Origin of the sequence: Paraburkholderia sp. BR10954 (genome assembly GCF_040965775.1) — a bacterium.
GTDB lineage: Bacteria > Pseudomonadota > Gammaproteobacteria > Burkholderiales > Burkholderiaceae > Paraburkholderia > Paraburkholderia youngii.
In genome coordinates, this window is record NZ_JBFRCK010000016.1 from 26,520 (window position 1) to 53,279 (window position 26,760).

The 26,760-nt window shown below is 61.3% G+C and carries 31 protein-coding genes and 1 pseudogene; 27 read left to right on the forward strand and 5 right to left on the reverse strand.

Going from position 1 to position 26,760, the window contains the following annotated elements:
- Positions 1 to 134 precede the first annotated feature (134 nt).
- The 21 genes and pseudogenes from rplN (at position 135) to dsbD (ending at position 13,522) form a co-directional block, all read left to right on the forward strand.
- Complete coding sequence (gene rplN, locus AB4Y34_RS21845; RefSeq protein ID WP_006998478.1) at positions 135 to 503, forward strand: 50S ribosomal protein L14; 369 nt, start codon at positions 135 to 137, stop codon at positions 501 to 503.
- 9 nt (positions 504 to 512) lie between these two features.
- Positions 513 to 821: a 50S ribosomal protein L24 gene (rplX, locus tag AB4Y34_RS21850; protein WP_008923340.1), complete on the forward strand. Its 309-nt coding sequence runs from the start codon at positions 513 to 515 to the stop codon at positions 819 to 821.
- Between the two features lie 16 nt (positions 822 to 837).
- Complete coding sequence (rplE, locus tag AB4Y34_RS21855; RefSeq protein WP_176110099.1) at positions 838 to 1,377, forward strand: 50S ribosomal protein L5; 540 nt, start codon at positions 838 to 840, stop codon at positions 1,375 to 1,377.
- Positions 1,378 to 1,384: 7 nt separating this feature from the next.
- Positions 1,385 to 1,690 (forward strand): 30S ribosomal protein S14, encoded by a 306-nt coding sequence (gene rpsN / locus AB4Y34_RS21860; RefSeq protein WP_090802162.1) that lies wholly within the window; start codon positions 1,385 to 1,387, stop codon positions 1,688 to 1,690.
- A gap of 14 nt (positions 1,691 to 1,704) precedes the next feature.
- Positions 1,705 to 2,100, forward strand: coding sequence for a 30S ribosomal protein S8 (rpsH, locus tag AB4Y34_RS21865; RefSeq protein WP_006052216.1), 396 nt, complete (start codon positions 1,705 to 1,707; stop codon positions 2,098 to 2,100).
- Between the two features lie 18 nt (positions 2,101 to 2,118).
- On the forward strand, positions 2,119 to 2,649 hold the full coding sequence (gene rplF, locus AB4Y34_RS21870; RefSeq protein WP_176110100.1) for a 50S ribosomal protein L6: 531 nt from the start codon (positions 2,119 to 2,121) through the stop codon (positions 2,647 to 2,649).
- Between the two features lie 12 nt (positions 2,650 to 2,661).
- On the forward strand, positions 2,662 to 3,027 hold the full coding sequence (gene rplR, locus AB4Y34_RS21875; protein WP_008923336.1) for a 50S ribosomal protein L18: 366 nt from the start codon (positions 2,662 to 2,664) through the stop codon (positions 3,025 to 3,027).
- A gap of 14 nt (positions 3,028 to 3,041) precedes the next feature.
- The gene (gene rpsE / locus AB4Y34_RS21880) at positions 3,042 to 3,560 is read left to right on the forward strand and encodes a 30S ribosomal protein S5 (protein ID WP_004197945.1); all 519 of its coding nucleotides are present in this window, start codon (positions 3,042 to 3,044) and stop codon (positions 3,558 to 3,560) included.
- Between the two features lie 11 nt (positions 3,561 to 3,571).
- Entirely contained in the window at positions 3,572 to 3,754 is a 183-nt protein-coding gene (gene rpmD, locus AB4Y34_RS21885; RefSeq protein ID WP_008923335.1) for a 50S ribosomal protein L30, read from the forward strand.
- A gap of 29 nt (positions 3,755 to 3,783) precedes the next feature.
- Positions 3,784 to 4,218 carry a 50S ribosomal protein L15 gene (gene rplO, locus AB4Y34_RS21890; protein ID WP_018420156.1) on the forward strand — a complete coding sequence of 145 codons (435 nt, stop codon included), beginning with the start codon at positions 3,784 to 3,786 and terminating at the stop codon, positions 4,216 to 4,218.
- 46 nt (positions 4,219 to 4,264) lie between these two features.
- Positions 4,265 to 5,611, forward strand: coding sequence for a preprotein translocase subunit SecY (gene secY, locus AB4Y34_RS21895; RefSeq protein ID WP_368717189.1), 1,347 nt, complete (start codon positions 4,265 to 4,267; stop codon positions 5,609 to 5,611).
- Between the two features lie 8 nt (positions 5,612 to 5,619).
- Positions 5,620 to 5,838, forward strand: coding sequence for a translation initiation factor IF-1 (gene infA, locus AB4Y34_RS21900; protein ID WP_004521905.1), 219 nt, complete (start codon positions 5,620 to 5,622; stop codon positions 5,836 to 5,838).
- A gap of 20 nt (positions 5,839 to 5,858) precedes the next feature.
- Positions 5,859 to 5,975, forward strand: a complete 117-nt coding sequence (gene rpmJ / locus AB4Y34_RS21905) for a 50S ribosomal protein L36 (RefSeq protein WP_004199844.1) — start codon at positions 5,859 to 5,861, stop codon at positions 5,973 to 5,975.
- Between the two features lie 41 nt (positions 5,976 to 6,016).
- Positions 6,017 to 6,382, forward strand: coding sequence for a 30S ribosomal protein S13 (gene rpsM / locus AB4Y34_RS21910; RefSeq protein ID WP_008923332.1), 366 nt, complete (start codon positions 6,017 to 6,019; stop codon positions 6,380 to 6,382).
- Between the two features lie 28 nt (positions 6,383 to 6,410).
- Entirely contained in the window at positions 6,411 to 6,815 is a 405-nt protein-coding gene (gene rpsK, locus AB4Y34_RS21915; protein WP_006052224.1) for a 30S ribosomal protein S11, read from the forward strand.
- A 147-nt stretch (positions 6,816 to 6,962) separates the two neighbouring features.
- Positions 6,963 to 7,586 carry a 30S ribosomal protein S4 gene (gene rpsD, locus AB4Y34_RS21920; RefSeq protein WP_013090752.1) on the forward strand — a complete coding sequence of 208 codons (624 nt, stop codon included), beginning with the start codon at positions 6,963 to 6,965 and terminating at the stop codon, positions 7,584 to 7,586.
- A 126-nt stretch (positions 7,587 to 7,712) separates the two neighbouring features.
- The gene (rpoA, locus tag AB4Y34_RS21925) at positions 7,713 to 8,690 is read left to right on the forward strand and encodes a DNA-directed RNA polymerase subunit alpha (RefSeq protein ID WP_007730697.1); all 978 of its coding nucleotides are present in this window, start codon (positions 7,713 to 7,715) and stop codon (positions 8,688 to 8,690) included.
- A gap of 190 nt (positions 8,691 to 8,880) precedes the next feature.
- Complete coding sequence (rplQ, locus tag AB4Y34_RS21930; protein WP_013090750.1) at positions 8,881 to 9,273, forward strand: 50S ribosomal protein L17; 393 nt, start codon at positions 8,881 to 8,883, stop codon at positions 9,271 to 9,273.
- A gap of 450 nt (positions 9,274 to 9,723) precedes the next feature.
- Positions 9,724 to 11,091: pseudogene (gene ltrA, locus AB4Y34_RS21935) on the forward strand (group II intron reverse transcriptase/maturase).
- 231 nt (positions 11,092 to 11,322) lie between these two features.
- The gene (gene cutA, locus AB4Y34_RS21940) at positions 11,323 to 11,649 is read left to right on the forward strand and encodes a divalent-cation tolerance protein CutA (protein WP_368717243.1); all 327 of its coding nucleotides are present in this window, start codon (positions 11,323 to 11,325) and stop codon (positions 11,647 to 11,649) included.
- Positions 11,642 to 13,522 carry a protein-disulfide reductase DsbD gene (gene dsbD / locus AB4Y34_RS21945; RefSeq protein ID WP_368717190.1) on the forward strand — a complete coding sequence of 627 codons (1,881 nt, stop codon included), beginning with the start codon at positions 11,642 to 11,644 and terminating at the stop codon, positions 13,520 to 13,522. The genes cutA and dsbD overlap by 8 nt, the downstream gene beginning before the upstream one ends.
- Before the next feature lie 123 nt (positions 13,523 to 13,645).
- Here the strand turns inward: dsbD and hemB are convergent, their stop codons facing one another.
- Complete coding sequence (hemB, locus tag AB4Y34_RS21950) at positions 13,646 to 14,644, reverse strand: porphobilinogen synthase (RefSeq protein WP_176381095.1); 999 nt, start codon at positions 14,642 to 14,644, stop codon at positions 13,646 to 13,648.
- A 285-nt stretch (positions 14,645 to 14,929) separates the two neighbouring features.
- Entirely contained in the window at positions 14,930 to 15,592 is a 663-nt protein-coding gene (gene yihA / locus AB4Y34_RS21955; RefSeq protein ID WP_368717191.1) for a ribosome biogenesis GTP-binding protein YihA/YsxC, read from the reverse strand.
- 220 nt (positions 15,593 to 15,812) lie between these two features.
- Here yihA and AB4Y34_RS21960 point away from each other — a divergent pair, with 220 nt between their 5' ends.
- From AB4Y34_RS21960 to msrQ, 5 genes are all read left to right on the forward strand, one after another.
- Positions 15,813 to 16,466, forward strand: a complete 654-nt coding sequence (locus tag AB4Y34_RS21960; RefSeq protein WP_026228372.1) for a cytochrome c — start codon at positions 15,813 to 15,815, stop codon at positions 16,464 to 16,466.
- Between the two features lie 118 nt (positions 16,467 to 16,584).
- On the forward strand, positions 16,585 to 18,795 hold the full coding sequence (locus tag AB4Y34_RS21965) for a cytochrome c biogenesis protein ResB (RefSeq protein ID WP_176381097.1): 2,211 nt from the start codon (positions 16,585 to 16,587) through the stop codon (positions 18,793 to 18,795).
- A gap of 4 nt (positions 18,796 to 18,799) precedes the next feature.
- On the forward strand, positions 18,800 to 20,008 hold the full coding sequence (gene ccsB / locus AB4Y34_RS21970; RefSeq protein WP_368717192.1) for a c-type cytochrome biogenesis protein CcsB: 1,209 nt from the start codon (positions 18,800 to 18,802) through the stop codon (positions 20,006 to 20,008).
- A 206-nt stretch (positions 20,009 to 20,214) separates the two neighbouring features.
- The gene (gene msrP, locus AB4Y34_RS21975) at positions 20,215 to 21,210 is read left to right on the forward strand and encodes a protein-methionine-sulfoxide reductase catalytic subunit MsrP (protein WP_368717193.1); all 996 of its coding nucleotides are present in this window, start codon (positions 20,215 to 20,217) and stop codon (positions 21,208 to 21,210) included.
- Between the two features lie 10 nt (positions 21,211 to 21,220).
- The gene (gene msrQ / locus AB4Y34_RS21980; protein ID WP_176381100.1) at positions 21,221 to 21,922 is read left to right on the forward strand and encodes a protein-methionine-sulfoxide reductase heme-binding subunit MsrQ; all 702 of its coding nucleotides are present in this window, start codon (positions 21,221 to 21,223) and stop codon (positions 21,920 to 21,922) included.
- 120 nt (positions 21,923 to 22,042) lie between these two features.
- On the opposite strand, the gene lysA is transcribed toward msrQ, so the two are convergent.
- Together lysA and AB4Y34_RS21990 are read right to left on the reverse strand one after the other, a co-directional pair.
- Entirely contained in the window at positions 22,043 to 23,305 is a 1,263-nt protein-coding gene (lysA, locus tag AB4Y34_RS21985) for a diaminopimelate decarboxylase (protein ID WP_368717194.1), read from the reverse strand.
- Between the two features lie 9 nt (positions 23,306 to 23,314).
- Positions 23,315 to 23,659 carry a lipoprotein gene (locus AB4Y34_RS21990; protein ID WP_176381102.1) on the reverse strand — a complete coding sequence of 115 codons (345 nt, stop codon included), beginning with the start codon at positions 23,657 to 23,659 and terminating at the stop codon, positions 23,315 to 23,317.
- A gap of 35 nt (positions 23,660 to 23,694) precedes the next feature.
- Here AB4Y34_RS21990 and cyaY point away from each other — a divergent pair, with 35 nt between their 5' ends.
- Positions 23,695 to 24,015: an iron donor protein CyaY gene (gene cyaY, locus AB4Y34_RS21995; protein ID WP_176110110.1), complete on the forward strand. Its 321-nt coding sequence runs from the start codon at positions 23,695 to 23,697 to the stop codon at positions 24,013 to 24,015.
- Positions 24,016 to 24,115: 100 nt separating this feature from the next.
- Here cyaY and AB4Y34_RS22000 read toward each other — a convergent pair whose 3' ends face one another.
- Positions 24,116 to 26,512 carry a penicillin-binding protein 1A gene (locus AB4Y34_RS22000; protein WP_368717195.1) on the reverse strand — a complete coding sequence of 799 codons (2,397 nt, stop codon included), beginning with the start codon at positions 26,510 to 26,512 and terminating at the stop codon, positions 24,116 to 24,118.
- Positions 26,513 to 26,760: the final 248 nt, after the last annotated feature.

Below are 26,760 nucleotides of genomic sequence, written 5' to 3' on the forward strand. Positions count from 1 at the left end.
TCACCGGATTGCGATGGCGGGTTTCGTTTGCCGTCGCTGCTGTTCTAACCCAAGCAGCCGATCGGCTGACGGGACCAAGACTGACCGGGGAGCACCATGGTGGTGTGACCGGATTAAGTTGGGAAAGATAAACCATGATCCAGACCGAAACTCGGCTTGAAGTGGCCGACAACACGGGTGCACGTGAAGTCATGTGCATCAAGGTGCTCGGCGGCTCGAAGCGTCGTTATGCCAGCATTGGCGACATCATCAAGGTGACCGTCAAAGAGGCAACGCCGCGCGGGCGCGTGAAGAAAGGCGAAATCTACAACGCCGTGGTGGTTCGCACCGCCAAGGGCGTGCGCCGCCAGGACGGCTCGCTGATCAAGTTCGACGGCAACGCAGCTGTGTTGCTCAACACCAAGCTCGAACCGATCGGCACCCGTATTTTCGGGCCAGTCACGCGCGAGTTGCGTAGCGAACGATTCATGAAGATCGTTTCGCTGGCGCCTGAAGTGCTGTAAGGAGTCGCGATGAACAAGATTCGCAAGGGTGACGAAGTTATCGTCATCACCGGCAAAGATAAGGGCAAGCGTGGCGTTGTGCTGGCCGTCCACGGCGAGACCGTAACCGTCGAGGGCATCAATCTCGTCAAGAAGCACGTCAAGCCGAACCCGATGAAGGGTACGACGGGCGGCGTGGAAGCCAAGACGATGCCGCTGCAAATTTCGAACGTCGCATTGGTCGACGCGAATGGCAAGCCATCGCGTGTAGGCATCAAGGTCGAAGGAGACAAGAAGGTCCGTTTCCTGAAGACGACCGGTGCCGTGCTGAGCGCCTGACGCTGCGGAGTAAAAAATGGCTCGTTTGCAAGAGTTTTACAAAGAAAAGGTTGTACCCGGCCTCATCGAAAAGTTCGGTTACAAGTCCGTGATGGAAGTGCCGCGCATCACCAAGATCACCCTGAATATGGGTCTTGGCGAAGCCGTCGCTGACAAGAAGATCATCGAAAACGCGGTTGGCGATCTGACGAAGATCGCAGGTCAGAAGCCGGTGATCACGAAGGCGCGCAAGGCAATTGCTGGCTTCAAGATCCGTCAGGGCTATCCGATCGGCGCCATGGTCACGCTGCGTGGCCAGGCAATGTACGAATTCCTCGACCGTTTCGTGACGGTTGCGCTCCCCCGTGTGCGCGACTTCCGTGGCGTGTCGGGTAAGGCGTTTGATGGTCGCGGCAACTACAACATCGGTGTGAAAGAGCAGATCATTTTCCCCGAAATCGATTACGACAAGATCGACGCACTGCGTGGGCTGAACATCAGCATCACGACGACTGCGAAGACTGACGACGAAGCAAAGGCTCTGCTCGCCGGCTTCAAGTTCCCGTTCAGAAACTGAGGTTACCGTGGCTAAACTGGCACTGATCGAACGTGAAAAGAAGCGTGCTCGCCTCGCCGCCAAGTACGCTCCCAAGCGTGCTGCACTGAAGGCAATCATTGGCGACACGAGCAAGTCGGAAGAAGAGCATTACGCAGCACGTCTGGAACTGCAGCAACTGCCGCGCAACTCTAATCCGACCCGTAAGCGCAACCGTTGCGCAATTACCGGTCGTCCGCGCGGGACGTTCCGTAAATTCGGCCTGGCGCGTAACAAGATTCGTGAAATCGCGTTCCGCGGCGAGATCCCTGGCCTGACCAAGGCGAGCTGGTAATAGGAGAAACATAAATGAGCATGAGTGATCCTATCGCCGATATGCTGACTCGCATCCGCAATGCGCAGATGGTCGAGAAGGTTTCGGTGACTATGCCCTCGTCGAAAGTCAAGGTTGCGATTGCGCAGGTCCTGAAGGACGAAGGTTATATCGACGATTTCGCAGTGAAGTCCGAAGGTGCGAAGTCGGAATTGAACATCGTGTTGAAGTATTACGCTGGCCGCCCGGTCATCGAGCGCATCGAACGCGTCTCGAAGCCTGGTCTGCGTGTGTACCGCGGCCGTAACGACATCCCCGTGGTCATGAATGGCCTCGGCGTGGCAATCGTGTCGACGCCCAAGGGCGTGATGACGGACCGCAAGGCGCGTGCAACGGGCGTTGGCGGCGAAGTCATCTGCTACGTCGCTTAAGGCCGAAAGGAGAGAAACATGTCTCGAGTAGGTAAGAGCCCGATCGCGCTGCAAGGCGCGGAAGTGGCCCTGAGCGCCGACAGCATTACTGTCAAGGGTCCGCTGGGTACGATTTCGCAGGCTGCCAACAGTCTCGTGAAGGTGGTTAACGACAATGGCACGCTGAAGTTCGAGCCGGTCGACGGAAGCCGCGAAGCGAATGCGATGTCGGGCACCATGCGCGCACTGGTTGCGAATATGGTGTATGGCGTGACGAAGGGTTTCGAGCGCAAGCTGACGCTGGTTGGCGTCGGTTATCGCGCACAGGCGCAAGGCGACAAGCTGAACTTGTCGTTGGGTTTCTCGCACCCGGTGGTGCACCAGATGCCGGCTGGCGTCAAGGCAGAAACCCCGTCGCAAACCGAAATCGTGATCAAGGGGATCAACAAGCAACAAGTCGGTCAAGTCGCTGCAGAAGTGCGCGGCTACCGTCCGCCGGAGCCCTATAAGGGCAAGGGCGTGCGTTACGCCGATGAGGTTGTGATCCTCAAAGAAACGAAGAAGAAGTAAGGGTGCGCAATCATGGATAAGACTCAATCTCGCCTGCGCCGCGCTCGTCAGACGCGTATCAAGATCGCTGAGCTGCAGGTCGCGCGTCTCGCCGTGCATCGCACGAACACGCACATCTATGCGCAAGTGTTCTCGCCGTGCGGCACCAAGGTGCTCGCCAGCGCGTCGACGCTCGAAGCCGAAGTGCGTGCGCAACTGGCCGATCAATCGGGCAAGGGCGGCAACGTTGCTGCTGCAACCCTGATCGGCAAGCGCATCGCAGAAAAGGCTAAGGCTGCCGGCATCGAATCCGTCGCCTTCGACCGTTCGGGTTTCCGTTACCACGGCCGCGTGAAAGCGTTGGCTGATGCGGCGCGCGAAGCCGGACTCAAGTTCTAAGGGAAGAATTCGTCATGGCAAAGATGCAAGCTAAAGTTCAGGCTGACGAACGCGACGACGGCCTTCGTGAAAAGATGATCTCGGTCAACCGCGTGACCAAGGTCGTGAAGGGTGGCCGTATTCTCGGCTTCGCTGCACTGACCGTGGTTGGCGACGGTGATGGCCGCGTCGGTATGGGCAAGGGCAAGGCGAAGGAAGTGCCGGTCGCTGTCCAGAAGGCGATGGAACAGGCTCGCCGCAACATGTTCAAGGTGCCGCTGAAGAACGGTACCCTGCAACACGAAGTGCATGGTAAGCACGGCGCATCAACGGTTCTCCTCGCTCCGGCGAAGGACGGTACCGGCGTGATCGCTGGCGGTCCGATGCGCGCAGTGTTCGACGTGATGGGCGTGCAGAACGTCGTGGCCAAGAGCCACGGTTCGACGAACCCGTATAACCTCGTTCGTGCGACGCTCGACGGCCTGCGCAAGCAGTCCACGCCGGCCGACATCGCTGCGAAGCGCGGCAAGTCCGTCGAAGAAATTCTGGGCTAAAGGTGGACACCATGTCTGATAAAACTGTCAAGGTCCAGCTCGTCAAGAGCCTGATCGGCACCCGTGAATCGCACCGCGCAACGGTGCGTGGCTTGGGCCTGCGCCGACTCAACTCGGTTAGCGAGTTGCAGGATACGCCGGCTGTGCGCGGCATGATCAACAAGGTTTCGTACCTCGTTAAGGTCATCAGCTAAGCGGCTGATCAGGACTCAAGGAGTTGATAATGGAATTGAATAACCTGAAGCCGGCTGAAGGCGCGAAGCACGCAAAGCGTCGCGTTGGTCGCGGCATCGGCTCCGGCCTCGGCAAGACCGCTGGCCGTGGTCACAAGGGTCAGAAGTCGCGTTCGGGCGGCTTTCACAAGGTTGGCTTCGAAGGCGGTCAAATGCCGCTGCAACGTCGCCTGCCGAAGCGTGGCTTCACCTCGCTGACGAAGGAATTCGTCGGTGAAGTGCGTCTCTCCGATCTGGAGAAGCTGCCGGTTGACGAAATCGATCTGCTGGCTCTCAAACAAGCCGGCCTGGTCGGCGAGCTGATCCGTAGCGCCAAGATCATCGCGACCGGCGAGCTCAAGCGCAAGGTCGTTGTGAAGGGTCTGGGTGCGACGAAGAGCGCACGTGCTGCTATTGAAGCAGCCGGTGGCTCGTTTGCCGAGTAACGCGCAAGCTATTTGCCGTCACTAGCATTTGCATCGGAGAAGGTACTTGGCTAACAGCCCGAGTCTCGTAAAACCCGGTCGCAGCGCGGCGAAGTTTGGCGATCTGCGTCGGCGAGCAGTATTCCTGCTGCTGGCGCTGGTCGTCTACCGCATCGGCGCGCATATCCCGGTGCCGGGTATCGACCCGGACCAACTGGCGAAGTTGTTCCAAAGCCAGTCGGGCGGCATCCTTGGCATGTTTAACATGTTCTCGGGTGGCGCACTTTCGCGGTTCACCATTTTCGCGTTGGGGATCATGCCGTACATTTCGGCGTCGATCATCATGCAGTTGCTGGCGATTGTCTCGCCGCAACTCGAAGCGCTGAAAAAGGAAGGGCAGGCAGGTCAGCGGAAGATTACGCAGTACACGCGGATCTTTACGGTCGTGCTGGCGACATTTCAGGCGTTCGGCATTGCCGTGGCGCTCGAAAATCAGCCTGGCCTCGTGATTGATCCGGGGATGGTTTTCCGGTTGACGACGGTCGTGACGCTTGTGACCGGCACGATGTTCCTGATGTGGCTGGGGGAGCAAATCACGGAGCGCGGGCTCGGCAATGGTATCTCGATCATCATTTTCGGCGGTATTGCGGCGGGCTTCCCGAACGCAATCGGTGGTCTCTTTGAACTGGTGCGAACCGGCTCGATGAGTATCATCTCGGCGATTATCGTCGTCGCGCTGATTGCCGCTGTGACGTATCTGGTGGTGTTCATCGAACGCGGCCAGCGCAAGATTCTTGTGAACTACGCAAAGCGGCAGGTGGGCAACAAGATTTACGGCGGCCAGTCTTCGCATTTGCCGCTGAAGCTGAACATGTCGGGCGTGATTCCGCCGATCTTCGCATCGTCGATCATTCTCTTCCCGGCAACCATCCTGAACTGGTTCAGTTCGGGTTCGCGTACCAGCTGGTTCGCAGACACGTTGCACAACGTGGCCGAAGCCCTGAAGCCCGGTCAACCCGTGTACGTGTTGCTGTACGCGTTGGCGATCGTCTTCTTCTGCTTTTTCTACACCGCACTGGTGTTCAACAGCAGGGAAACGGCCGACAACCTGAAAAAGAGCGGCGCTTTCGTCCCAGGCATTCGCCCGGGCGATCAGACGGCGCGATATATCGACCGCATCCTCACGCGTTTGACGCTGGCCGGTGCGATCTACATCGTGTTCGTTTGCCTGCTGCCCGAATTTCTGGTGCTGCGCTGGAACGTGCCGTTTTATTTTGGTGGAACGTCGCTGCTGATCATTGTCGTCGTCACAATGGATTTCATGGCGCAGGTGCAGTCGTACGTTATGTCGCAACAGTATGAATCGCTGCTGAAGAAAGCTAATTTCAAAGGCGGCGGCGTCCCGATGCGTTGAAAGGACTTATGGCCAAAGACGATGTTATCCAGATGCAGGGCGAAGTAATCGAGAACCTGCCTAACGCTACCTTCAGGGTGAAGCTGGAAAACGGCCATGTCGTGTTGGGACACATATCCGGCAAGATGCGGATGCACTACATCCGGATTCTGCCGGGCGACAAGGTGACGGTTGAATTGACGCCTTACGATCTGTCGCGTGCGCGGATCGTGTTCCGGGCGAAGTGATTTGAAAAAAGGGTAATATCATGAAAGTGATGGCATCGGTTAAGCGCATTTGCCGCAATTGCAAGATCATCAAGCGCAAAGGCGTTGTGCGCGTGATTTGCAGCTCTGATCCGCGCCACAAACAGCGTCAAGGCTGAACGCCGCGCTTTTGCTTGCGCTTTTTGTTTGAGGAAAAACAATGGCTCGTATCGCAGGGGTTAACATCCCGAATCACCAGCATACTGAAATCGGCCTGACGGCTATTTACGGTATCGGTCGCACGCGCTCGCGCGACATTTGCGTCGCTGCTGGTGTGGCATTTTCGAAGAAGGTCAAAGACCTGACTGACGCAGACCTCGAAAAGCTGCGTGAAGAAGTCGGCAAGTTCATCGTTGAAGGCGATTTGCGCCGTGAAACGACGATGAACATTAAGCGCCTGATGGATCTCGGCTGCTATCGTGGCGTGCGGCATCGTAAGGGTCTGCCCCTGCGCGGCCAGCGTACGCGTACGAATGCCCGTACGCGCAAGGGTCCGCGTCGTGCAGCGCAATCGCTGAAGAAGTAAGCGGAACTGACAGTTACAGGAAAACGTAATGGCTAAGGCTTCGAACAACTCCGCGGCGCAACGCGTTCGCAAGAAGGTCAAGAAGAACGTCGCCGAGGGCGTGGTTCACGTTCACGCGTCGTTCAACAACACCATCATCACGATCACCGACCGTCAAGGCAACGCGCTTGCTTGGGCAACGTCGGGTGGTCAGGGCTTCAAGGGTTCGCGTAAGTCGACCCCGTTTGCAGCTCAGGTCGCAGCTGAATCGGCTGGTCGAGTGGCGATGGAATACGGCGTGAAGAACCTCGAAGTGCGGATCAAGGGCCCCGGTCCTGGCCGCGAATCGGCGGTGCGCGCGTTGCATGGTCTTGGCATCAAGATTACCGCGATCTCCGACGTGACGCCGGTCCCGCATAACGGCTGCCGTCCGCCGAAGCGTCGTCGTATCTAAGACGCTGGTTTTGCGAGCGCCTGTTGCCGCCTTGCGCGGCGGCGGGCTGCGCGCGTTATTGAATAGACTAAGCCCACCGTTCGACCCAAAGGGTTCGGACTAGCGCGAGTGGAAGCATTCGCGTGATTAATCACAGAAGGAATCAACGTGGCACGTTATATCGGCCCCAAGGCCAAGCTGTCCCGCCGTGAAGGCACTGACCTCTTCCTGAAGAGCGCGCGCCGCTCGCTCGCTGACAAGTGCAAGCTGGACAGCAAGCCCGGCCAGCACGGCCGTACTTCGGGCGCGCGTACGTCCGACTATGGCACGCAGTTGCGCGAGAAGCAAAAAGTAAAGCGTATCTACGGTGTCCTCGAGCGCCAGTTCCGTCGCTACTTCGCTGAAGCAGACCGCCTGAAGGGCAACACGGGTGAAAACCTGCTGCAACTGCTCGAATCGCGTCTGGACAACGTCGTGTATCGGATGGGCTTCGGCTCGACGCGTGCTGAAGCACGTCAGCTGGTTGGCCACAAGGCGATCACGGTGAACGGCGTCGTGACGAACATCCCGTCGATGCAAGTGAAGGCTGGCGACGTCGTTGCCGTGCGCGAACAGAAGCGCAAGCAGGCTCGCATCATCGAGGCGTTGTCGCTCGCCGAACAAGGCGGCATGCCGAGCTGGGTCGCGGTCGACGCGAAGAAGTTCGAAGGTACCTTCAAGCAGAAGCCGGAACGCAGCGACATCGCTGGCGACATCAACGAAAGCCTGATCGTCGAATTGTATTCGCGGTAATCGGATTGACGGCCGGGGCGTCCTGATTGCGTTGCGCAAAGGGGGGCGTCTCGGCTGTTTATTTTCAGGTTGTTACCGGTCAGCCTTATCGGTGTAACGAGCCGAGGGTATTGAAAAGGAAAACCTATGCAAACCAGTTTGTTGAAGCCCAAGATCATTGCAGTTGAATCGCTTGGCGAGAGCCACGCGAAAGTGGTCATGGAACCGTTTGAACGCGGTTACGGCCACACCTTGGGTAACGCGCTTCGGCGCGTGCTGTTGTCGTCGATGGTCGGCTATGCACCGACCGAGGTGACGATTGCAGGCGTCGTGCATGAGTATTCGACGCTCGACGGTGTGCAAGAGGACGTGGTCAACCTGTTGTTGAACCTGAAGGGCGTCGTCTTCAAGCTGCATAACCGTGACGAAGTGACGGTTACGCTGCGCAAGGAAGGCGAAGGCGTGGTCACAGCGGGCGATATCGAACTCGCACATGACTGCGAAGTCATCAATCCGGATCACGTGATTGCGCATCTGTCGAAGGGTGGCAAGCTCGACGTGCAGATCAAGGTGGAAAAGGGCCGCGGCTATGTGCCGGGCAATGTGCGTCGTTACGGGGAAGAGTCGGCCAAGATCATCGGCCGAATCGTGCTGGACGCGTCGTTTTCGCCGGTTCGTCGCGTGAGCTACGCGGTCGAAAGCGCCCGCGTCGAGCAGCGCACCGACCTCGACAAGCTCGTGATGAACATCGAAACCAACGGTGTGATTTCGCCGGAAGAAGCGATCCGCCAATCGGCGCGCATTCTGGTCGATCAGCTGTCGGTGTTCGCGGCGCTGGAAGGTACCGAAGCAGCGGCGGAAGCGCCGTCGCGCGCACCGCAGATCGATCCGATCCTGCTGCGCCCGGTCGACGATCTCGAACTGACGGTTCGTTCCGCGAACTGCCTGAAGGCCGAAAACATCTACTACATCGGCGACCTGATCCAACGTACCGAGAACGAGCTGCTCAAGACTCCGAATCTCGGTCGCAAGTCGCTGAACGAGATCAAGGAAGTTCTGGCATCGCGCGGTCTGACGCTCGGCATGAAGCTTGAGAACTGGCCGCCGGCTGGTCTCGACAAGTAAGCGGACAACTCGGTCGGGGGTAACCCGCGATTGCACTGCTGCACTAGCCTGGCAAGGACGCGGATTTTCCTTTAAAATCCGCGTCTTGTCTTTTTTAACTACCGGCCCGTGCGCTCACTGTTTGCTGCCGACGCTGCAGAACGAGTGCGATAGAAGAGCTGGACCAAAACTTTGAACTGAAGGAATTAACATGCGTCACCGTCATGGTCTGCGGAAACTGAACCGCACGAGCAGCCACCGTCTGGCAATGCTCCGTAACATGTCCAACTCGCTGATCGAGCACGAAGTCATCAAGACCACGCTGCCGAAGGCGAAGGAACTCCGTAAAGTCGTCGAGCCGCTGATCACGCTCGGCAAGAAGCCGTCGCTGGCAAACCGTCGTCTGGCGTTCAACCGCCTGCGCGACCGTGACTCGGTCACGAAGCTGTTCGACGTGCTCGGCCCGCGCTACGCAAACCGTCCAGGCGGCTACCTGCGCGTGCTGAAGTTCGGCTTCCGCGTTGGCGATAACGCGCCGATGGCACTGGTCGAACTCCTCGACCGTCCGGAAGTTGAAGAAACGGAAGTGCAAGAAGCTGAGTAAGCTTTTTGGTTTGAACGAAAAGCCAGGCGCATCGCCTGGCTTTTTTGTTTGTGCGCCCAGCAGGGGCGCACTCTTGCGGGTATAAGTCCCGCCATAAGCTGGTCATAGCGAATGAAGTGAAGCGCAACTGCATGAAGGCGACCGGGTGTGGGGAAGAAGCGAGGAGCGTAAATGGCGAGCCGATGAACAAGAACCGTATAGAAGGCGCTGTGGAGCAGGGCGAGTGGGCAAACAACCACAAAGCGCTCGTGACTAAGGCGAAGCGGCGTAGATACGGCGGTTGTGCGATGAAGGAATGCGTTCTTACCTGGGGAGATCTCGCCTCATGCCTGAAAGGGCGACGGCGTCGAGTCGGAGCGAGAAGTCAGCAGAGGCCGTAGTTGTCACAGGACAGGTCGATGAGACCGAAGCTGGTGACGAAGGGCCGAATGGGAAGGAGTGTCCAGCGACATGTCGATGCGACAGGAATTGCGTCAGATGCCCGCGCAAGCGGGGCGAGCGGGAGGCACACGCGGTGAAGCTGCGCCTATGCCCGCGAGCGACGAAGCTTGTTGCCCGCGCCATGAATCCAGGGAGACAGGGTCATCGCTGCTGAGGGCGGCGCTGACGAGAGCGAACCTAAAGCAGGCGTTCAAACGGGTACGGGCCAACAGGGGAGCCGCTGGCGTGGACGGTCTGGACATCGACCAGACGACGCGCCATCTTGTGACGGCATGGCCAGCGATCCGTAAACAGTTGCTGAAGGGGACGTACCGGCCCCAGTCCGCTACGGCGGGTGACGATCCCGAAACCGGACGGAGGCGAGCGGGGGCCTGGCATCACGACGGTCACGGACCGGCTGATCCAGCAGACGCTGCTGCAGGTGCTGCAAGCGGTTCCGGACCCCACGTTCAGCGAGCACAGCTATGGCTTCCGGCCCGGACGGCGTGCGCACGATGCGGTGTTGGCCGCGCAGTCGTACGTGCAGTCGGGCCGGCGAATCGTGGTGGATGTCGATCTGGAGAAGTTCTTCGACCGGGTCAACCACGACATCCTGATCGACCGTCTACAGAAACGTATCGGGGACGCCGGGTGATTCGGCTGATCCGGGCGTATCTGAACAGCGGCATCATGGATGGCGCCGTGGTTCAGCAGCGCGATCAGGGCACGCCGCAGGGCGGCCCGCTATCGCCGTTGCTGGCCAACGTGCTGCTCGATGAGGTGGACAAGGAGCTGGAACGGCGAGGCCACTGCTTCGTGCGTTATGCCGACGATGCGAATGTCTACGTTCGCAGCCGCCATACAGGCGAGCGGGTAATGGCGCTGCTGCGTCGTCTGTATGGGCGACTGCGGTTGAAGGTCAACGAGACCAAAAGCGCGGTGGCCAGTGTGTTCGGTCGCAAGTTCCTGGGCTACAGCCTGTGGGTAGCGTCCGGCGGTGTCATCAAGCGCAAGGTGGCGACCAAACCGCTGCTGGCGTTCAAACGCCGCATTCATGAACTGACCGGCCGTAACGGCGGGCGCAGCATGAAGGACGTGTTGGAACGGTTACGGCCCTATGTGCTGGGCTGGAAGGCGTACTTCCGGTTGGCGCAAACGCCACGAATCTGGCTGGATCTGGACAAGTGGATGCGTCACCGGTTGCGTGTCATCCAGCTTAAGCAATGGCGCCGCGGCCCGACCATCTACCGGGAACTGCGTGCGCTGGGGGCACCGCCCGCTGTGGCGCAACAGGTCGCGGCGAACAGTCGCCGCTGGTGGCGCAACAGCGACAAGCTCCTGAATAGCGTGCTGACTCTCGGATACTTCGATCGGCTGGCTGTGCCACGCCTCTCATAACCTCAACTTCCCGAACCGCCCGGCGCGGACGCGCACGCCGGGTAGTGTGGCAGTGGTACGGCCTCATGGCCGTCCCCTATGCCGATTTGGCGGCGAATTTTTCATCGATGCGGCAAGCCGTGCCGCGGTGACCAAATGCCGCGGCCGCGCTGCGGGGCGCTCTGCGAGGCGACATGGCCAGGTGATACGATATCGGCATCGAAATCCTGCGTCGCCGGAGCCTGTGTGAGTGTGAAAGTGACCTTGGTACTGACGACGGTGCCGGATGCGGCCGTCGCTGAAAAACTCGCCGCCAGCGCGCTCGCCGCGCGCCTTTGTGCATGCGTCACGCAGTTAGGCAGCGTGCATTCGAGCTATCACTGGCAGGGCGCGATCGAAACCGTGCAGGAAATCCAGCTGTTGTTCAAGACCAGCGCCGCTCGCGCGCTCGAACTTGAACAACACATTCAGGCTCACCATCCCTACGACACGCCGGAAATCCTCTCATGGCAAGCGACGGCCTCGGCCGCCTACGGCCAGTGGATCACTGCTGAAACCCAACGCCCTCTTCATGTTTAACGGTCTCGACCGGCGCGCGCTCGCTACGCTGCGCACCGCATTCTTTCTGCTCGGCTGCGTGTTCCTCGCGCAACTCGCCACCCTCGCGCGCGCCGCGGACGACTTCCTCGACCCGTCGGTCGCGTTCCGGTTCAGTGCGACCGAGCAGCCCGGGCAAGTCGTCGTCACCTACAAGATTGCGGATGGTTACTACATGTACCGCGAGCGCTTCGCTTTCGCGACCCGCAACGGCATAGCGACGCTTGGCGAGCCTCAACTGCCCGACGGTCACGTGAAGTTCGATCAGACATTCAACAAGAATGTCGAGACGTATCGCAACGAGGTGACGATTCATATTCCGGTGAAGCAGGCAGCCGGACCGTTCGATCTCGCGGTGACGTCGCAGGGCTGCGCCGACGCTGGCATCTGCTACCCCCCGATGGAGCGCGTTTATCACGTGAGCGGCGAGGCGCTGCAGCCGGCTGGCCCCGCAGCAGCGGGTCCAATTGCGCACCAATTCGCGCCCACTGATGACGAACCTTGGTACGAACGCGCAACCAGCGCCGACTACGCGCAGACGCTGCTACAGCGAGGCGGTTTCTTTGCGATCGTAGGGCTTTATTTTGTTGCGGGCGCAATTCTGAGCCTGCTGCCGTGCTCGTATCCGATGATTCCGATCCTGTCTGCGATCATCATCGGTGAGGGGGCGCGCGTCACGCGTGGGCGTGGTTTCGCGCTGTCGGTCGCGTATGTAATCGGGATGGCGCTCGTCTACACGGTGCTGGGCGTCGCGGCGGCACTCGTCGGGCAGAGTCTCGGCGCATGGCTGCAGAATCCGTGGGTGCTGGGCGCGTTCGGCGGCCTTCTGACGATTTTCGCGCTGTTGCTGATCGCCGGTGTGGATCTCGAACTGCCGCCGCGCTGGCGCGATCGCATGTCGAGCGTGTCAGCGGGACGCTCGGGCGGCAAATTTACCGCGGTCGCCGTGATGGGCGCGCTGTCGGCGCTGGTTGTCGGCGCGTGCATGACCGCACCGCTTTTTGCGGTGCTCGCGTTCATCGCGCACACCGGCAACGCCGTGCTCGGTGGCGCGGCGCTCTTCTCGATGGGTATCGGGCTCGGGCTGCCGCTGCTAATTATTGGCCTCGGCGCGGGCACGCTGCTGCCGCGCGCGGGCAAGTGGATGGACAGCGTAAAAGTGTTTTTCGGCGTGGTTCTGCTCGCCGCGGCGCTGTGGATCGTTTGGCCGGTGCTCGGCGGCCCGGCGACGATGCTATTGAGTGCGCTCTGGCTGCTGATCGCGGCGGTCACCCTTGGCCTGTTTTCAAGGTCGGTCGCAGGCGGCTCGATATGGCACCGGTTCGGGCGGGCGGTCGGAGTCGTGATGGCCGTCTGGGCGGCCGCGCTTCTAATTGGCCTCGCCGCGGGATCGTCGGACCCGCTGCGCCCGCTGGCGGTGCTCGCGGCTCGCGCCGGCAATCAGGCGGGCATCGCGAAAGATGGCTCCAGCGCGGTCGCAACGGCGTCGCAAAGCGATTTGAGGTTCGCACCGGTTCGTTCATCGGAGCAGCTTGACCAGGCCGTCAAAACGGCCGCACAGCCTGCCATGCTCGATTTTTACGCGGACTGGTGCGTGAGCTGCAGGGAAATGGAGAAATTCACCTTCAGCGACCCGCGCGTTCAGGCGAAGCTGAAGCAGATGAATCTGCTGCGCGCCGACGTCACTGCGAACAGTACCGACGATCAGGCGCTGCTCAAGCGCTTCAACCTGTTCGGGCCGCCGGGGATTATTTTCTTCGATCAGGAGGGCAAGGAAGTGCTGCGGGTGGTCGGCTACGAATCGGCGGATAAATTCCTGCGCACACTGGATCGGGCGAGTGCGTCGGGGGTGTAATCGAACGCCGCGGGGTGTCGAAAGGCCGCTCCGGCGCAAACGAGCAGCAAAAAAAGGAGGCGAAACCCAAGGTTCGTCTCCTTTTTGTTGTCTCGACAGTCGCGTGCTAAACCGCGCGTTGATTTACTTTTGCGATCGCAGGATCTTCGCGGCATCCAGCGCGAAATACGTCAGCACGCCGTCCGCGCCGGCACGCTTGAATGCCAGCAGCGATTCCATCATGACCTTGTCGTGATCGAGCCAGCCGTTCTGCGCGGCGGCCTTCAGCATCGCGTATTCGCCGCTCACCTGGTACACGTAGGTAGGAAACTGGAACTCGTCCTTCACGCGACGCACGATGTCCAGATACGGCATGCCCGGCTTGACCATCACCATGTCCGCGCCTTCGTTGATGTCTGCCTGCACTTCGCGCAGCGCCTCGTTCGAATTGGCCGGGTCCATCTGGTAGGTCATCTTGTTGCTCTTGCCGAGGTTCGTCGCGGAACCGACGGCATCGCGAAACGGGCCGTAGAACGCCGAAGCGTACTTCGCCGCGTACGCCATGATGCGGGTGTGGATGTGTTCCTCGCTCTCGAGCATTTCGCGGATCGCGCCGATGCGGCCGTCCATCATGTCTGACGGCGCGACGATGTCGACGCCGGCTTCCGCCTGCGCACGAGCCTGCTCGACGAGGATTTCGACGGTCTCGTCGTTCATCACGTAGCCGGCTTCGTCGAGCACGCCGTCCTGACCGTGGCTCGTGTACGGATCGAGCGCGACATCAGTGAGCACGCCGAGCTCCGGAAAATTCTTCTTCAATTCACGCACCGCGCGCGGGATCAGACCCGCTGGGTTGGCCGCTTCGCGGCCTTCGGGCGTCTTCAGCGAGGGCTCGATCGCGGGAAACAGCGACAGCACCGGCACGCCCAGTTCGACGCACTGCTCCGCGACGCCCATCAGCAGATCGACCGACACGCGCTCGACGCCCGGCATCGATGGCACCGCTTGTCGAACGTTGGTGCCCTCGACGATAAATACCGGGTAAATCAGGTCGTTCGTGGTGAGGATGTTTTCGCGCATCAAGCGGCGCGAGAAGTCGTCACGGCGCATGCGGCGCGGACGGTAGTGCGGGTAGAAGCTCATATCGAATCGAAGATCGTGGATAGGTGGAGTGGACAGATGGCACCTGGCTCCGCTCCCGGAAACTTTTCGAGACAATGGTATATCATACCGATCGAGCAAGGCGCCTAGCGCTGACCTCCCCGCTTCTCCTCCCTGAGCGGGTGCCTGTCGTTTTTCGATTAGGCTGTTTGACCCGCCGTTCAAGCGGCGGGTTTTTTTATGGGTGGCCGGAAATGCGCCCTCATACGGGTATTCAAGGCATATCACGCGTCACGCGCGCTGAGGGATTCCGGCATCGATAGTGATTCAGCCCGCAGCCGGCTTTTCACCTGCTTCGTCCACCGCGCCGGGGATCAGCCAGCTCTCGATCAGCTCATGCGCTTCGTCGAGGCCCGTTCGCTTGAGCGCCGAAAAGAGCTGTGCGGTCAACTCGCCGCGATAGCCGGCGGCTCGATATTCGGCCAATCCCTTCTGCGCGGTGCGCAACGCGTTCGTGCTTTCCTGGCGCGTCAATTTGTCGCATTTGGTGAGCAGCGTGTGGATCGGCTTGCCGGTCGGCGCGAACCACTCGATCATGCGTCGATCGAGCTCCGTCAGCGGGCGGCGCGAATCCATCATCAGGATCATGCCGCGCAGTTGCGAGCGCGATTGCAGGTACGTGGACAGCAGCGCTTCCCAGTGTGCCTTCGCCGCTCCCGGTACTTCCGCATAACCGTAGCCCGGCAGGTCGACCAGATAGGCGGTCGGCTCATCTGCCTTGCCAACCGAAAAATAATTGATGTGCTGCGTGCGGCCAGGCGTCTTACTCGCGAACGCAAGTCGCTTCTGATTGCAGAGCACGTTGATCGCCGTCGACTTGCCTGCGTTCGAGCGTCCTGCGAAAGCGATCTCGGGCTGCGCGGTGGCCGGCAGGTCACGCAGATGATTGACGGTGGTATAGAAGCGGGATTCGTGGAGCAGGAAGGGCATGGTGGAAGCCAGATTGGAGACGCCGCGGAGCCCGCAGCGGGAACGGGGTCAAGCCCGACTGGCGTCTAAGCGATTAGCGAGTTATTGTACAATACGATGGTTTACTGAAAACCTTGGGAGCCCGCCCCACGTGCCTTGGCGGCTCCTGGCGGTCACTCGGTCGCCGTCGTCGTACTTTGCAGAACCTCTAAAATCCCACAAGACGAGACAGGGTGTGCGAATGAATCGACTGTGCAAGACTCTGATGGTGCTTCATGTAACGGCAGGTCTTTCAGGTTTGGCAATTCAGGCACGAGCAGCAGATCCGGCAAAGCCGGACATCAATCGGGGGCAGGCAATCGCGGTACAAGTGTGCGCGTCTTGTCACGGGGCAGACGGCAACAGTGCCGGCGGTGCATATCCGAAGCTGGCGGGCCAGCATCCTGAGTATCTCGTCAAGCAGCTCCGAGATTTCAAGACGCAACCGGGCGCCAAACAGGCCGCGCGCAATAATGCGATCATGGCAGGCATGGCCGCCGCGCTCTCCGATCAGGACATGATCAACGTTGCGGCTTACTTCTCGACGCAGACGCCCAAGCCGGGCTATGCGCACAATAAGAACACGGTCGCGGTGGGGCAGCAGATCTATCGCGGTGGGATTGCCGACCGCGGCGTGCCGGCCTGCGCGGCCTGCCACGGCCCCACGGGACAGGGCATTCCGATCCAGTATCCGCGCCTGTCGGGACAGTGGGCCGAGTACTCGGTGACGCAGCTGACCGCGTTCACGCAAGGTCCGGGCGCTCGTAACAACAGCGACGCGATGCATGCGATAGCATCGCGTTTGTCGGACAACGAGATCAAGGCGGTTGCCGACTACATCGCGGGTCTGCATTAAGCGGTTCGCCCGCGCGAATCCAACCGGCCCGGCGAGGCCGGTGAAAAACAAGAAAAGGGTGAGGGTGTCGTAGCTACGACAGCCCTTCACCCTTTTTTGCTGTTCAGTCGGAGTTTGAATGAGCGTCACCACCTCGGGTCTGCAGTCGAAGTCGGGCAATCGCGTCATGCGCAGCTCCATCGAGCTCCTGAGCTCGATGCGTTTCGCCATTGCGCTGCTCGTGATTCTGTCGATCGCCAGCATCATCGGTACCGTCCTCACGCAGGACGATCCGTATCCCAACTACGTCAACCAGTTCGGTCCGTTCTGGGCGGACATATTCCGCGCGCTGAGCCTCTACACGGTGTACAGCTCGTGGTGGTTCATGCTGATTCTCGGCTTCCTGATGGTGTCGGTGTCGCTCTGCGTGATCCGCAATGCGCCGAAGATGCTCGCCGATGCGAAGAGCTGGAAGGACAAGGTTCGCGAAGGCAGCCTGCGTGCGTTCCATCACAAGGGCGAGTTCGCCGTGCACGGCACGCGCGCGCAGACCGCGGCAGTGCTCGCGAAACTGTCGGCGAAGCTCGGCTACAAGTTCGTCACGCGTGAGTCGGACGGCGCGACGCTGATCGCCGCAAAGCGTGGCGCGCTGACGAAGTTCGGCTACATCTCCGCGCACCTCGCGATCGTCGTGATCTGCCTCGGCGGCCTGCTCGACAGCAATCTGCCGATCAAGCTGCAAATGTGGCTGTTCGACAAGTCGCCGATCAACTCGAACACCGTTATCAGCGAGATTTCGCCCGAGCATCGGCTGTCGCAGTCGAACCCGACGTTCCGCGGCTACGCGTGGGTGCCCGAGGGGCAGCACGTGTCGACCGCGATCCTGAATCAGCCCAACGGTTCGCTGATCCAAGACCTGCCGTTTTCGATCGAACTGAACAAGTTCATCGTCGATTACTACACGACCGGCATGCCGAAGCTGTTCGCGAGCGACATCGTCGTGGTCGATCACAAGACCGGCGCGCGCGTGCCGGCGCGCGTCGAGGTCAACAAGCCGTTCGAATACGACGGCGTGTCGATTTATCAGTCGAGTTTCCAGGACGGCGGCTCGCAGATGCACATGACCGCCTTCCCGATGTCCGGCCCGAGCGCGAAGCCCGCGCCGTTTGGCGGCACGATCGGCGGCAGCGCGCCGTTGAGCTCGGCCGCGCCGCTCGCCGACGGCCAGACCGTCGAATTCACCGACTTCCGCGCGATCAATGTCGAAAACATCTCCAACGCCAATGGCCAGAACGATGCGCGCGGGGTCGCTGCGCAGCACTCGCTGAAGGAAGCGTTCGACGAACGTCTCGGCTCCGGCGCGAAATCCTCGAAGCCGCTCGACCTGCACAACGTCGGCCCGTCGGTGCAGTACAAGATTCGCGGCAAGGATGGACAGGCGCGCGAGTACAACAACTACATGCTGCCCGTCGACGTGAACGGCGAGAAGATGTTCCTCGCCGGCATGCGCCTGAATCCCGACGATCCGTTCCGCTACCTGCGCATTCCCGCCGACAGCGGCGGCACGCTCAAGGAATGGATGAACCTGCGCGCCACGCTCGAAGACCCGAACCAACGCGCCATCGCCGCTCATCAGTTTGCGCAGCGCTCGGTGCCGGGCTTGAATGCGGAGCTGCAGCAGCATCTGGAGGAAAGCGCATTGCGCGTGCTGACCCTTTTTGCGGGCGCCGACGCCAGCATGAAGATGCCGAACGGCGAAACGCTCGGCGGCTTCCAGGCAGTCGCTGGGTTTATCGACCGCTCGGTACCGAAAGGCGAGCAGGAAAAGGCCGCGGGCCTGCTGCTTCGGATGCTCGAAGGTGTCACGTGGGATCTATGGCAACTGTCGCGCCAGCGGCTCGGCGAGCCCGCCGCGCCGGCCAATGCGGACACGAGCCGCTTCATCCAGAGCTCGCTTAATGCGATATCCGACAGCTTTCTGTATGGATCGCCGGTCTATTTGCAGCTTGACTCGTTCAAGCAGGTGCAAGCTTCGGTATTTCAGTTGACGCGCGCGCCCGGCAAAAAAGTCGTGTATCTTGGCAGCCTGCTTCTCGTATTGGGCATCTTCTCGATGTTCTACGTTCGCGAACGGCGTCTGTGGTTCTGGCTCAAGGATACGGACCACGGCACGAACGTCGTGATGGCGATGTCGAGCGCGCGTAAGACGCTAGACTTCGAGAAGGAGTTCGTCCAGACGCGCGACGCCGTGAGCGCCGCACTGGGCGTGAAACTCATCGAAGCAGCCGATGCCCGTCCGGCCGCTCAGGCCGCCGGCCCGTCGGCAAGTTCACAGGATTCGACCCGGTAAGATCATGGACTTGACTCAGGTTTCCTCCTCTTCTTCTGCTTCACGCGCCGACAAGGCGTTTGCGAGCAGCACGCCCGAACTCCAGCAATTCGACGAACGGCCGTTCCTGAAACGCCTGGGCATCTTTGACTGGCTGTTCGCGCTGGCGCTGGTCGGGGGCGCCGGCTTTGCGCTGTCGCGCTACTACCCGTTCATGAACTACTACGACAAACTGGTGCTGGTGTGCTCGGTGCCGGTTTTCGTGGCGCTCGGCTGGCGCTGGAGGCCGGTGCGTCCGCTGATGGTGGGAATCGCCGCTCTTTCGCTGCTTGCGATCCAGATCTACCAAGGTGATCTGAGCCGCGCCGACAACGCGTTCTTCCTCAAGTATTTCCTGTCCAGCCAGTCCGCGATCCTGTGGATGAGCGCGCTGTTCGTCTTCGCAACCGTGTTCTACTGGATCGCGCTGCTGTCACGCTCGCCGACCGGCGCCGCGATCGGCTCAAAGATGACGTGGGTGGCGGTGCTGATGGGTTTCGTCGGCATGATGGTGCGCTGGTACGAGTCGTACCTGATCGGCTCGGACGTCGGCCATATTCCAATTTCGAATCTGTATGAAGTGTTCGTGCTGTTCAGCCTGATCACCGCGCTTTTCTATCTGTACTACGAGCAGCACTACAACACGCGCGCGCTCGGCGCGTTTGTGCTGCTCGTGATCAGCGCAGCCGTCGGCTTCCTGATGTGGTACTCGGTCTCGCGCGATGCGCAGCAGATCCAGCCGCTCGTGCCGGCGCTGCAAAGCTGGTGGATGAAGATTCACGTGCCGGCGAACTTTATCGGCTATGGCAGCTTCGCGCTGTCGGCGATGGTCGGCGTCGCATATCTGGCGAAGGAACGCGGCGTCCTTGCGGATCGTCTGCCGGCGCTCGACGTGCTCGACGACGTGATGTACAAGTCGATCGCGGTCGGCTTCGCGTTCTTCACGATCGCGACGATTCTCGGCGCGCTGTGGGCCGCCGAAGCGTGGGGCGGCTACTGGAGCTGGGACCCGAAGGAGACGTGGGCGCTGATCGTCTGGCTGAACTACGCGGCCTGGCTGCACATGCGTCTGATGAAGGGCCTACGCGGCGCTATCGCCGCATGGTGGGCGCTGACGGGCCTGCTGGTCACGAGCTTCGCGTTCCTTGGCGTGAACATGTTTCTGTCGGGCTTGCATAGCTACGGCAAGCTGTAAGATCCGCCGCGCTGAGCCGACTAAGAACCGCCGCGTGCTTTTGCACCGGCGGTTTTTTCATGGTGGACGGAATATTCGTCGCGCCCCGGTGTTTGCTAATCAAGCACCTGAGCAGGTACCCGTGGATGACAGGCGCCCCCAAACGGGCGATCATCAATATGGCACCGCAACGCGCATGACGCGGCGGGCCGGCAAGGAGCAGCACGATGTGGATCAAGCGAAGCGACAGAATTCAACTGGCCGGCGATGACATCGCGCGCAGCGAAATCGCGCCGCGGCACGTGTTCGAGAACCGCCGACGCATCCTGCAGGCAGCGGGCGCGATGGCGCTCGGCAGCCTGGTCGGCGTGAGCGGCGAGGCGCTCGCGACATACTCGTCGCCCGATCCGAAGGCGCAGAAGCTCGCGGCGAAAACCAACACCAGGTTCGTCGCGCTCGACAAGATCACGCCGTACAAGGACATCACCACCTACAACAATTTCTACGAGTTCGGCACCGACAAATCCGACCCCTCGCAGCACGCGGGCACGTTGCGGCCGCATCCGTGGAAGGTGAGCGTAGAGGGCGAGATCAAGAATTCGAAGGTCTACGACATCGACGACCTGCTGAAGCTCGCGCCGCTCGAGGAACGTGTGTACCGGCATCGCTGCGTCGAAGGCTGGTCGATCGTGGTGCCGTGGATCGGCGTCTCGCTTTCTGAGTTAATTAAACGCGTCGAGCCGACCGGCAATGCGAAGTACGTGCAATTCATCACGCTCGCCGATCCGTCGCAGATGCCCGGGCTGTCGCAGCCCATACTCGAGTGGCCGTACTCGGAAGGCCTGCGGATGGACGAAGCGATGCATCCACTGACGCTGCTGACGATGGGCCTCTACGGCCAGGTGCTGCCGAATCAGAACGGCGCGCCGGTGCGCGTGGTGGTGCCGTGGAAGTACGGCTTCAAGAGCGCGAAGTCGCTCGTGAAAATCCGTTTCGTCGAGAAGCAGCCGCCGACCAGCTGGAACACGTACGCATCGAACGAATATGGGTTTTATTCGAATGTGAATCCTAATGTCGATCATCCGCGCTGGAGCCAGGCTACGGAACGGCGTATCGGCGAAGACGGCTTTTTTACGCCGAAGCGCAAGACACTGATGTTCAACGGTTACGGCGATCAGGTCGCATCGCTCTATCAAGGCATGGACCTGAAGAAGAACTTCTAAGGCGAGCGCGATGGCAACCGACACGCAAACTGTCACGCGCAGCGAGCCTGCGACACGGCGCACGGCACCGATGTCGGCGGCCAAGCCGCGGGCCGCGGGCGGCGCGCGCTGGGTTGTCCCGGCGAAAGTCGCGGTCTTCGTCGCGGCGCTCTATCCGCTCGCACGCCTCGTGCTGTTTGGCCTGACCGACCGGCTCGGTTCGAATCCGATCGAATTCATCACCCGCTCGACGGGCCTGTGGACGCTCGTGTTCCTGTGCATCACGCTAGCGGTGACGCCGCTGCGCCGTCTGACCGGCGTCGCCGCGCTCGTGCGTTTCCGTCGGATGCTCGGACTCTATACGTTCTTCTATGCGACGCTGCATTTCACCACGTACCTGTGGTTCGACAAGTGGTTCGATGTGGCGGAGATACTGAAGGACATCGGCAAGCGGCCCTTCATCACGGTGGGCTTCGCCGCCTTCGTGCTGCTGATCGCGCTTGCGGTCACGTCGCCGCGCGCGATGGTGCGCAAGCTCGGACGTCGCTGGCAGACGCTGCATCGTACGATCTACGTGATCGGCGCGCTCGCCATCCTGCATTTCTGGTGGATGAAGGCGGGCAAGCACGATCTGCTGCTGCCGAAGATTTACGGCGCGGTGATGATCGCGCTGCTGGGATGGCGGCTGGTGGTGTGGATACGTGAGCGAAGGATGACAACGCGCCGACGGTGATTGCGCGAACCTTTCGCGTCACGCACGCTGCTGCAAGGAAAAATGGCGATGCCGAGGAGGCATCGCCATTTTTTGTTGCTGCGCTTCATTTAGCGTTGGCTCTGCAGCCAGCCCCGACGTTTACGCCGGCAGAATCGTTTCGCCCACAAACAGCTGGCTGATCTCTTCGCGCGCGCGAACTATGTGCGCTTGTGTACCATCCACCATCACTTCGGCGGCGCGCGCACGGGTGTTGTAGTTCGAGCTCATCACGAAGCCATACGCGCCGGCCGAACGGATCGCGAGCAGATCGCCGCGCTCGACCGCGAGCAGCCGTTCGCGGCCGAGCCAGTCGCCGCTTTCGCAGACCGGGCCGACCACGTCATAGACGTGCGCAGGGACGTCGCGCTTCACGACCGGCTCGATTGCGTGATACGCGTCGTACATCGCGGGGCGTGCGAGATCGGTCATCGCCGCGTCGACGATCGCGAAGTTCTTGTCCTCGCCCGGCTTCAGATACTCGAGACGCGTGAGCAGCACACCCGCGTTGCCGACCAGCGAGCGGCCAGGTTCGAAATAGACTTCGCGGTGACCGTGGCCGCGCGCTTCGATGCGGTCGAGCACCGTGCGCACGAACTCGCCGATTTCCGGCGGCGTTTCGTCGTCGTATGTGATGCCGAGGCCGCCGCCGACGTCGATATGGCGAATCGTCACGCCGTCCTGCTCGATCTGTTCGACCAGTTCCAGCACCTTGTCGATTGCGTCGAGGTAAGGCGCGACTTCGGTGATTTGCGAGCCGATATGGCAGTCGATGCCGACCACCTCGAGATTCGCCATCGCCGCGGCCGCCTGATAAGTGGCGCGTGCATCCTCGAACGCGACGCCGAACTTGTTCGTCTTCAGGCCGGTGGAAATGTACGGATGCGTTTTCGCGTCGACGTCGGGATTCACGCGCAGCGACACCGGCGCCTTCTTGCCCATCTCGCCCGCCACCGCGTTGAGTCGATCGAGCTCGGGAATCGATTCGACGTTGAAGCATTTGACGCCCGCCGCGAGCGCGTCGCGCATTTCGCTCGCCTGCTTGCCGACGCCCGAAAACACGGTGTTTTCCGCTTTGCCGCCGGCCGCGAGCACGCGCGCGAGTTCGCCGCCCGACACGATGTCGAAGCCCGCGCCGAGGCGCGCGAATACGTTCAGCACCGCCAGATTGCTATTGGCCTTGACGGCCACGTGTACGCTCGCGCGACGCCCGGCGCAGGCGCCGGCATAGGCGTTCCACGCCGCGGTGAGCGCGGCGCGCGAATAGACGTACAGCGGCGTGCCGAACTGCTCGGCGAGGGAAACGGCGGACACGCCTTCGGCGTGCAATACGCCGTCGACGTAGTCAAATGCGGATCGAGTCATGCGAAAGTCTTATTGAGCGGAAGGGACGGCAGAGGCGGGCAGCGGCACTGCGGGAGCCGATGCCGCCGAAGCGGGCGGCGTCTTGAGTTGGTCTTCGGGGGCGAGCGTGAGCGGCGTGCCCGAGGTGTCCGGGATCGAATCCGTGTCGGCCGTGTTGCCGTTAGCCGGCTGCGTTTGATCGGTCGACGGTGTTTGCGTGCGATGAGCCGGCGGGGCAGGCAGCGGCGGTACGGTTGGCAGATAGAGCGAGCCGCGTTGGCCGCAGCCGGTGAGCGCACAACCTGCGAGAATGGCTAAAACCGCTACAATCGCGCGGCCGGGCGCTGCCGCGCGCATCCGAGTTACGACTCGCATGACTGTCCCTGAATGAATAATCGATGGAGTTTAGCATGTCCGATAGTGATTACCTGACCCGTGCGGAAGCCGTACTGGCCGCCATCGAGAGCGCGCTCGACGACATCGACGCCGACATCGAGCTCGAGCGCAGCGGCAACGTTCTGACGCTCGAATTCGAGAACCGCACGAAGATCATCGTCAATCTTCAGCCGCCGATGAGCGAGATCTGGATCGCGGCGAAGGCCGGTGGTTTTCACTTCCGTTTCGTCGACGGCGAATGGCGCGACACGCGCAGCGGCTCGGAGTTTTTCGCGGCGCTGTCGCAGTATGCGACCGAACAGGCTGGCGAGCCGGTGCAGTTCGCCGCGCAATGAGCGTGGCGCAATTAGCGCGAAGCACGAGACGCTCTCAAAACAAAACCGCCGCGTAACGAACGCGGCGGTTTTTTCTGTCTAACGGGACGTCGACGCGGCCTCAGTGTCCGCGGAACAGATTCATGATGTCCTGCTTCTCCTGCTCGCCGACCTGTTCCGGCGCGGCTGCTGCGGCGCTCGCCTGGGCGTCGAGCGTCGCCTGACTGACGCCGACCGTTGCGATGAAACCGTGGCCCGGCGTGAAATCGTCGAAATAAAGCTCCGAGCCGATTTCGCTGACGTCGTCGGGGCGTGCCATCTTGTACTCGGGCACGCCCTTCAGCGCGCGTCCCATGTACTCGATCCACACCGGCAGCGCGAGGCCGCCGCCGGTTTCCTTGTCGCCGAGGCTGCGCGGATTGTCGTAGCCGATCCACGCGATCGCGGTGAGCGTGTGCTGATAGCCGGCGAACCACGCGTCGCGGGAATCGTTGGTCGTGCCGGTCTTGCCGGCGAGATCGGTGCGCTTGAGCACGTTGCTCTTCGCGCCGGTGCCGTGCTGCGCGACGCTTTGCAGCAGGCTGTTCATCACATAGGCGTTGCGCGGTTGGATCGCATACGGCGCGTTTCGGCCGGCCACGAGCGGCTGCGCTTGCGCGACGACGCCGCCGCGCTGATCGGTGACTTCCGCGATCAGGTAAGGATTGATCCGGTAGCCGCCGTTGGCGAACACCGAGAACGCGCCCGCCATCTGCAGCGGCGTCACGAGGCCCGCGCCGAGCGCCATCGGCAGATAGGCGGGATGGCGATCCGCGTCGAAGCCGAAGCGCGTGATGTATTGCTGCGCGTACTTCGGGCCGATCTGGTTCAGGATGCGGATCGACACGAGATTCTTCGACTTCTGCAGCGCGGTGCGCATCGTCATCGGACCGTCGAAGCCGCCGCCGTAGTTTTTCGGCTCCCACGCCTGGCCGCCGGTTTCGGCGGCGCTGAAAAAGAGCGGCGCGTCGTTGACGATCGTCGCGGGCCCGAGGCCTTTTTCGAGCGACGCCGAATAGATGAACGGCTTGAAGCTCGAGCCCGGCTGACGCCACGCCTGCGTCACGTGATTGAACTTGTTCTTGTTGAAGTCGAAGCCGCCGACCAGCGAACGGATCGCCCCGTCCTGCGGCACCACCGAGATGAACGCGCCTTCCACCTGCGGCAATTGCGTGATCGACCAGTCGCCCTCGTCATTCTTCACGAGCCGCACGATCGCGCCAGGCCGGATGCGCTGATTCGGCTGCGCGCGCGGGCCGAGCGCGAACTGCGCATAGCGCAGACCGTCGCCCTGAATCGTCGCGACGTTGCCGTCGATGAAGGCCGCCTGCACCTCCTTCGGGCTCGCCGCCGTGACGACGGCGGCGATGATTTCGCCGTTGTCCGGATGCTCGAGCAGCGCATCGTCGATGGCCTGCTCGCGCTCGTCGGCGTCGGCCGGCAGATCGATGAACGCCTCCGGGCCGCGATAGCCGTGACGGCGCTCGTAGTCCATCAAGCCTTTGCGCACCGCGTGATAGGCGACGTCCTGATCGGCCGAGTCGATCGTGGTTACGACGTTCAGGCCGCGCGTGTAGGCTTCCTCGCGATACTGCGCGTACATCATCTGCCGCACCATTTCCGCGACGTATTCCGCGTGCACGCTGTACTCCTTGCCCATGCCCTTCACGACGAGCCGCTGGCGGCTCGCCTCGTCGTACTGTTCCGGGGTGATGTAATGCAGTTCGTACATGCGCTGCAGGATGTATTCCTGGCGCACCTTCGCGCGCTTCGGATTGACGACCGGGTTATACGCGGACGGCGCCTTCGGCAGACCGGCGAGCATCGCCGATTCGGCGAGCGTCAGGTCCTTCAGATCCTTGCCGAAGTACACGCGCGCCGCACTCGCGAATCCGTACGCGCGCTGACCGAGATAGATCTGATTCATGTACACCTCGAGAATCTGATCCTTGCTCAGCTTCGACTCGATCTTGTACGCAAGCAGCATCTCGTAGATCTTGCGCGTGTAGGTTTTCTCGCTGGACAGAAAGAAGTTGCGCGCGACCTGCATCGTGATCGTGCTCGCGCCTTGAGTCGCATGGCCGTTGGTCAGCGCGACGATGCCGGCTCGCGCGATGCCGGTCAGGTCGACGCCGCCGTGTTCGTAGAAGCGCGCGTCCTCGATCGCGAGGATCGCTTTCTTCAGGCTGTCGGGCACGTCCTGGATGTGCACGATGTCGCGCCGCTCCTCGCCGAATTCGCCGATCAACACGTGGTCGGCCGTATAGATTCGCAGCGGCACCTTGGGTTGATAGTCGGTCAGCGCATCGAGTGACGGCAGGTTCGGCGTCGCGACGACGAGCGCATAGCCGAGCACCAGCGCCACGGACACGATGCCCGCCACGATCAACCCGACAAAGCCGAGGATCAGCTTCAGCCATAGCGGGCGTTTGTGCTTTTTCGGCGCGGGCGGCGGAGACGTAGGAGATGTGGCTTGCATAGGAGTACCGGAAAAACAGTCCCGCGATTATAGCCGTCAGGGTTTTTCTGCTTTCGGAAGGCTTACGAATGGCGTGCAATCGGCACTCGCCAGGCGGCGCGGGAACGACTTCGCTGTAGCCCCAACTGTAGTCGCTTTGATGCCGCTCGGGGCGGCTTCGCAGCCGCGTTAGCCATTCGGCTGAATGTCGTTAGGACGCGCGTCTGCCGACAATGATCCCTCGTTATTCGCGTTCAGAGGGAGGGCGG

Bases quoted from the DNA above. Each gene is read 5' to 3' on its own strand.
- rplF (WP_176110100.1), top strand. From the start codon at position 2,119: ATGTCTCGAGTAGGTAAGAGCCCGATCGCGCTGCAAGGCGCGGAAGTG.
- AB4Y34_RS21965 (WP_176381097.1), top strand. From the start codon at position 16,585: ATGAGCGTCACCACCTCGGGTCTGCAGTCGAAGTCGGGCAATCGCGTC.
- rpmJ (WP_004199844.1), top strand. From the start codon at position 5,859: ATGAAAGTGATGGCATCGGTTAAGCGCATTTGCCGCAATTGCAAGATC.
- AB4Y34_RS22000 (WP_368717195.1), bottom strand. From the start codon at position 26,512: ATGCAAGCCACATCTCCTACGTCTCCGCCGCCCGCGCCGAAAAAGCAC.
- AB4Y34_RS21960 (WP_026228372.1), top strand. From the start codon at position 15,813: ATGAATCGACTGTGCAAGACTCTGATGGTGCTTCATGTAACGGCAGGT.
- rpmD (WP_008923335.1), top strand. From the start codon at position 3,572: ATGTCTGATAAAACTGTCAAGGTCCAGCTCGTCAAGAGCCTGATCGGC.
- dsbD (WP_368717190.1), top strand. From the start codon at position 11,642: ATGTTTAACGGTCTCGACCGGCGCGCGCTCGCTACGCTGCGCACCGCA.
- hemB (WP_176381095.1), bottom strand. From the start codon at position 14,644: ATGAGCTTCTACCCGCACTACCGTCCGCGCCGCATGCGCCGTGACGAC.
- ccsB (WP_368717192.1), top strand. From the start codon at position 18,800: ATGGACTTGACTCAGGTTTCCTCCTCTTCTTCTGCTTCACGCGCCGAC.
- rpoA (WP_007730697.1), top strand. From the start codon at position 7,713: ATGCAAACCAGTTTGTTGAAGCCCAAGATCATTGCAGTTGAATCGCTT.
- rplQ (WP_013090750.1), top strand. From the start codon at position 8,881: ATGCGTCACCGTCATGGTCTGCGGAAACTGAACCGCACGAGCAGCCAC.
- rplN (WP_006998478.1), top strand. From the start codon at position 135: ATGATCCAGACCGAAACTCGGCTTGAAGTGGCCGACAACACGGGTGCA.
- msrP (WP_368717193.1), top strand. From the start codon at position 20,215: ATGTGGATCAAGCGAAGCGACAGAATTCAACTGGCCGGCGATGACATC.
- rplX (WP_008923340.1), top strand. From the start codon at position 513: ATGAACAAGATTCGCAAGGGTGACGAAGTTATCGTCATCACCGGCAAA.
- AB4Y34_RS21990 (WP_176381102.1), bottom strand. From the start codon at position 23,659: ATGCGAGTCGTAACTCGGATGCGCGCGGCAGCGCCCGGCCGCGCGATT.
- yihA (WP_368717191.1), bottom strand. From the start codon at position 15,592: ATGCCCTTCCTGCTCCACGAATCCCGCTTCTATACCACCGTCAATCAT.
- rplE (WP_176110099.1), top strand. From the start codon at position 838: ATGGCTCGTTTGCAAGAGTTTTACAAAGAAAAGGTTGTACCCGGCCTC.
- cyaY (WP_176110110.1), top strand. From the start codon at position 23,695: ATGTCCGATAGTGATTACCTGACCCGTGCGGAAGCCGTACTGGCCGCC.
- lysA (WP_368717194.1), bottom strand. From the start codon at position 23,305: ATGACTCGATCCGCATTTGACTACGTCGACGGCGTATTGCACGCCGAA.
- msrQ (WP_176381100.1), top strand. From the start codon at position 21,221: ATGGCAACCGACACGCAAACTGTCACGCGCAGCGAGCCTGCGACACGG.
- rpsK (WP_006052224.1), top strand. From the start codon at position 6,411: ATGGCTAAGGCTTCGAACAACTCCGCGGCGCAACGCGTTCGCAAGAAG.
- rpsH (WP_006052216.1), top strand. From the start codon at position 1,705: ATGAGCATGAGTGATCCTATCGCCGATATGCTGACTCGCATCCGCAAT.
- rplO (WP_018420156.1), top strand. From the start codon at position 3,784: ATGGAATTGAATAACCTGAAGCCGGCTGAAGGCGCGAAGCACGCAAAG.
- rpsE (WP_004197945.1), top strand. From the start codon at position 3,042: ATGGCAAAGATGCAAGCTAAAGTTCAGGCTGACGAACGCGACGACGGC.
- rplR (WP_008923336.1), top strand. From the start codon at position 2,662: ATGGATAAGACTCAATCTCGCCTGCGCCGCGCTCGTCAGACGCGTATC.
- infA (WP_004521905.1), top strand. From the start codon at position 5,620: ATGGCCAAAGACGATGTTATCCAGATGCAGGGCGAAGTAATCGAGAAC.
- rpsM (WP_008923332.1), top strand. From the start codon at position 6,017: ATGGCTCGTATCGCAGGGGTTAACATCCCGAATCACCAGCATACTGAA.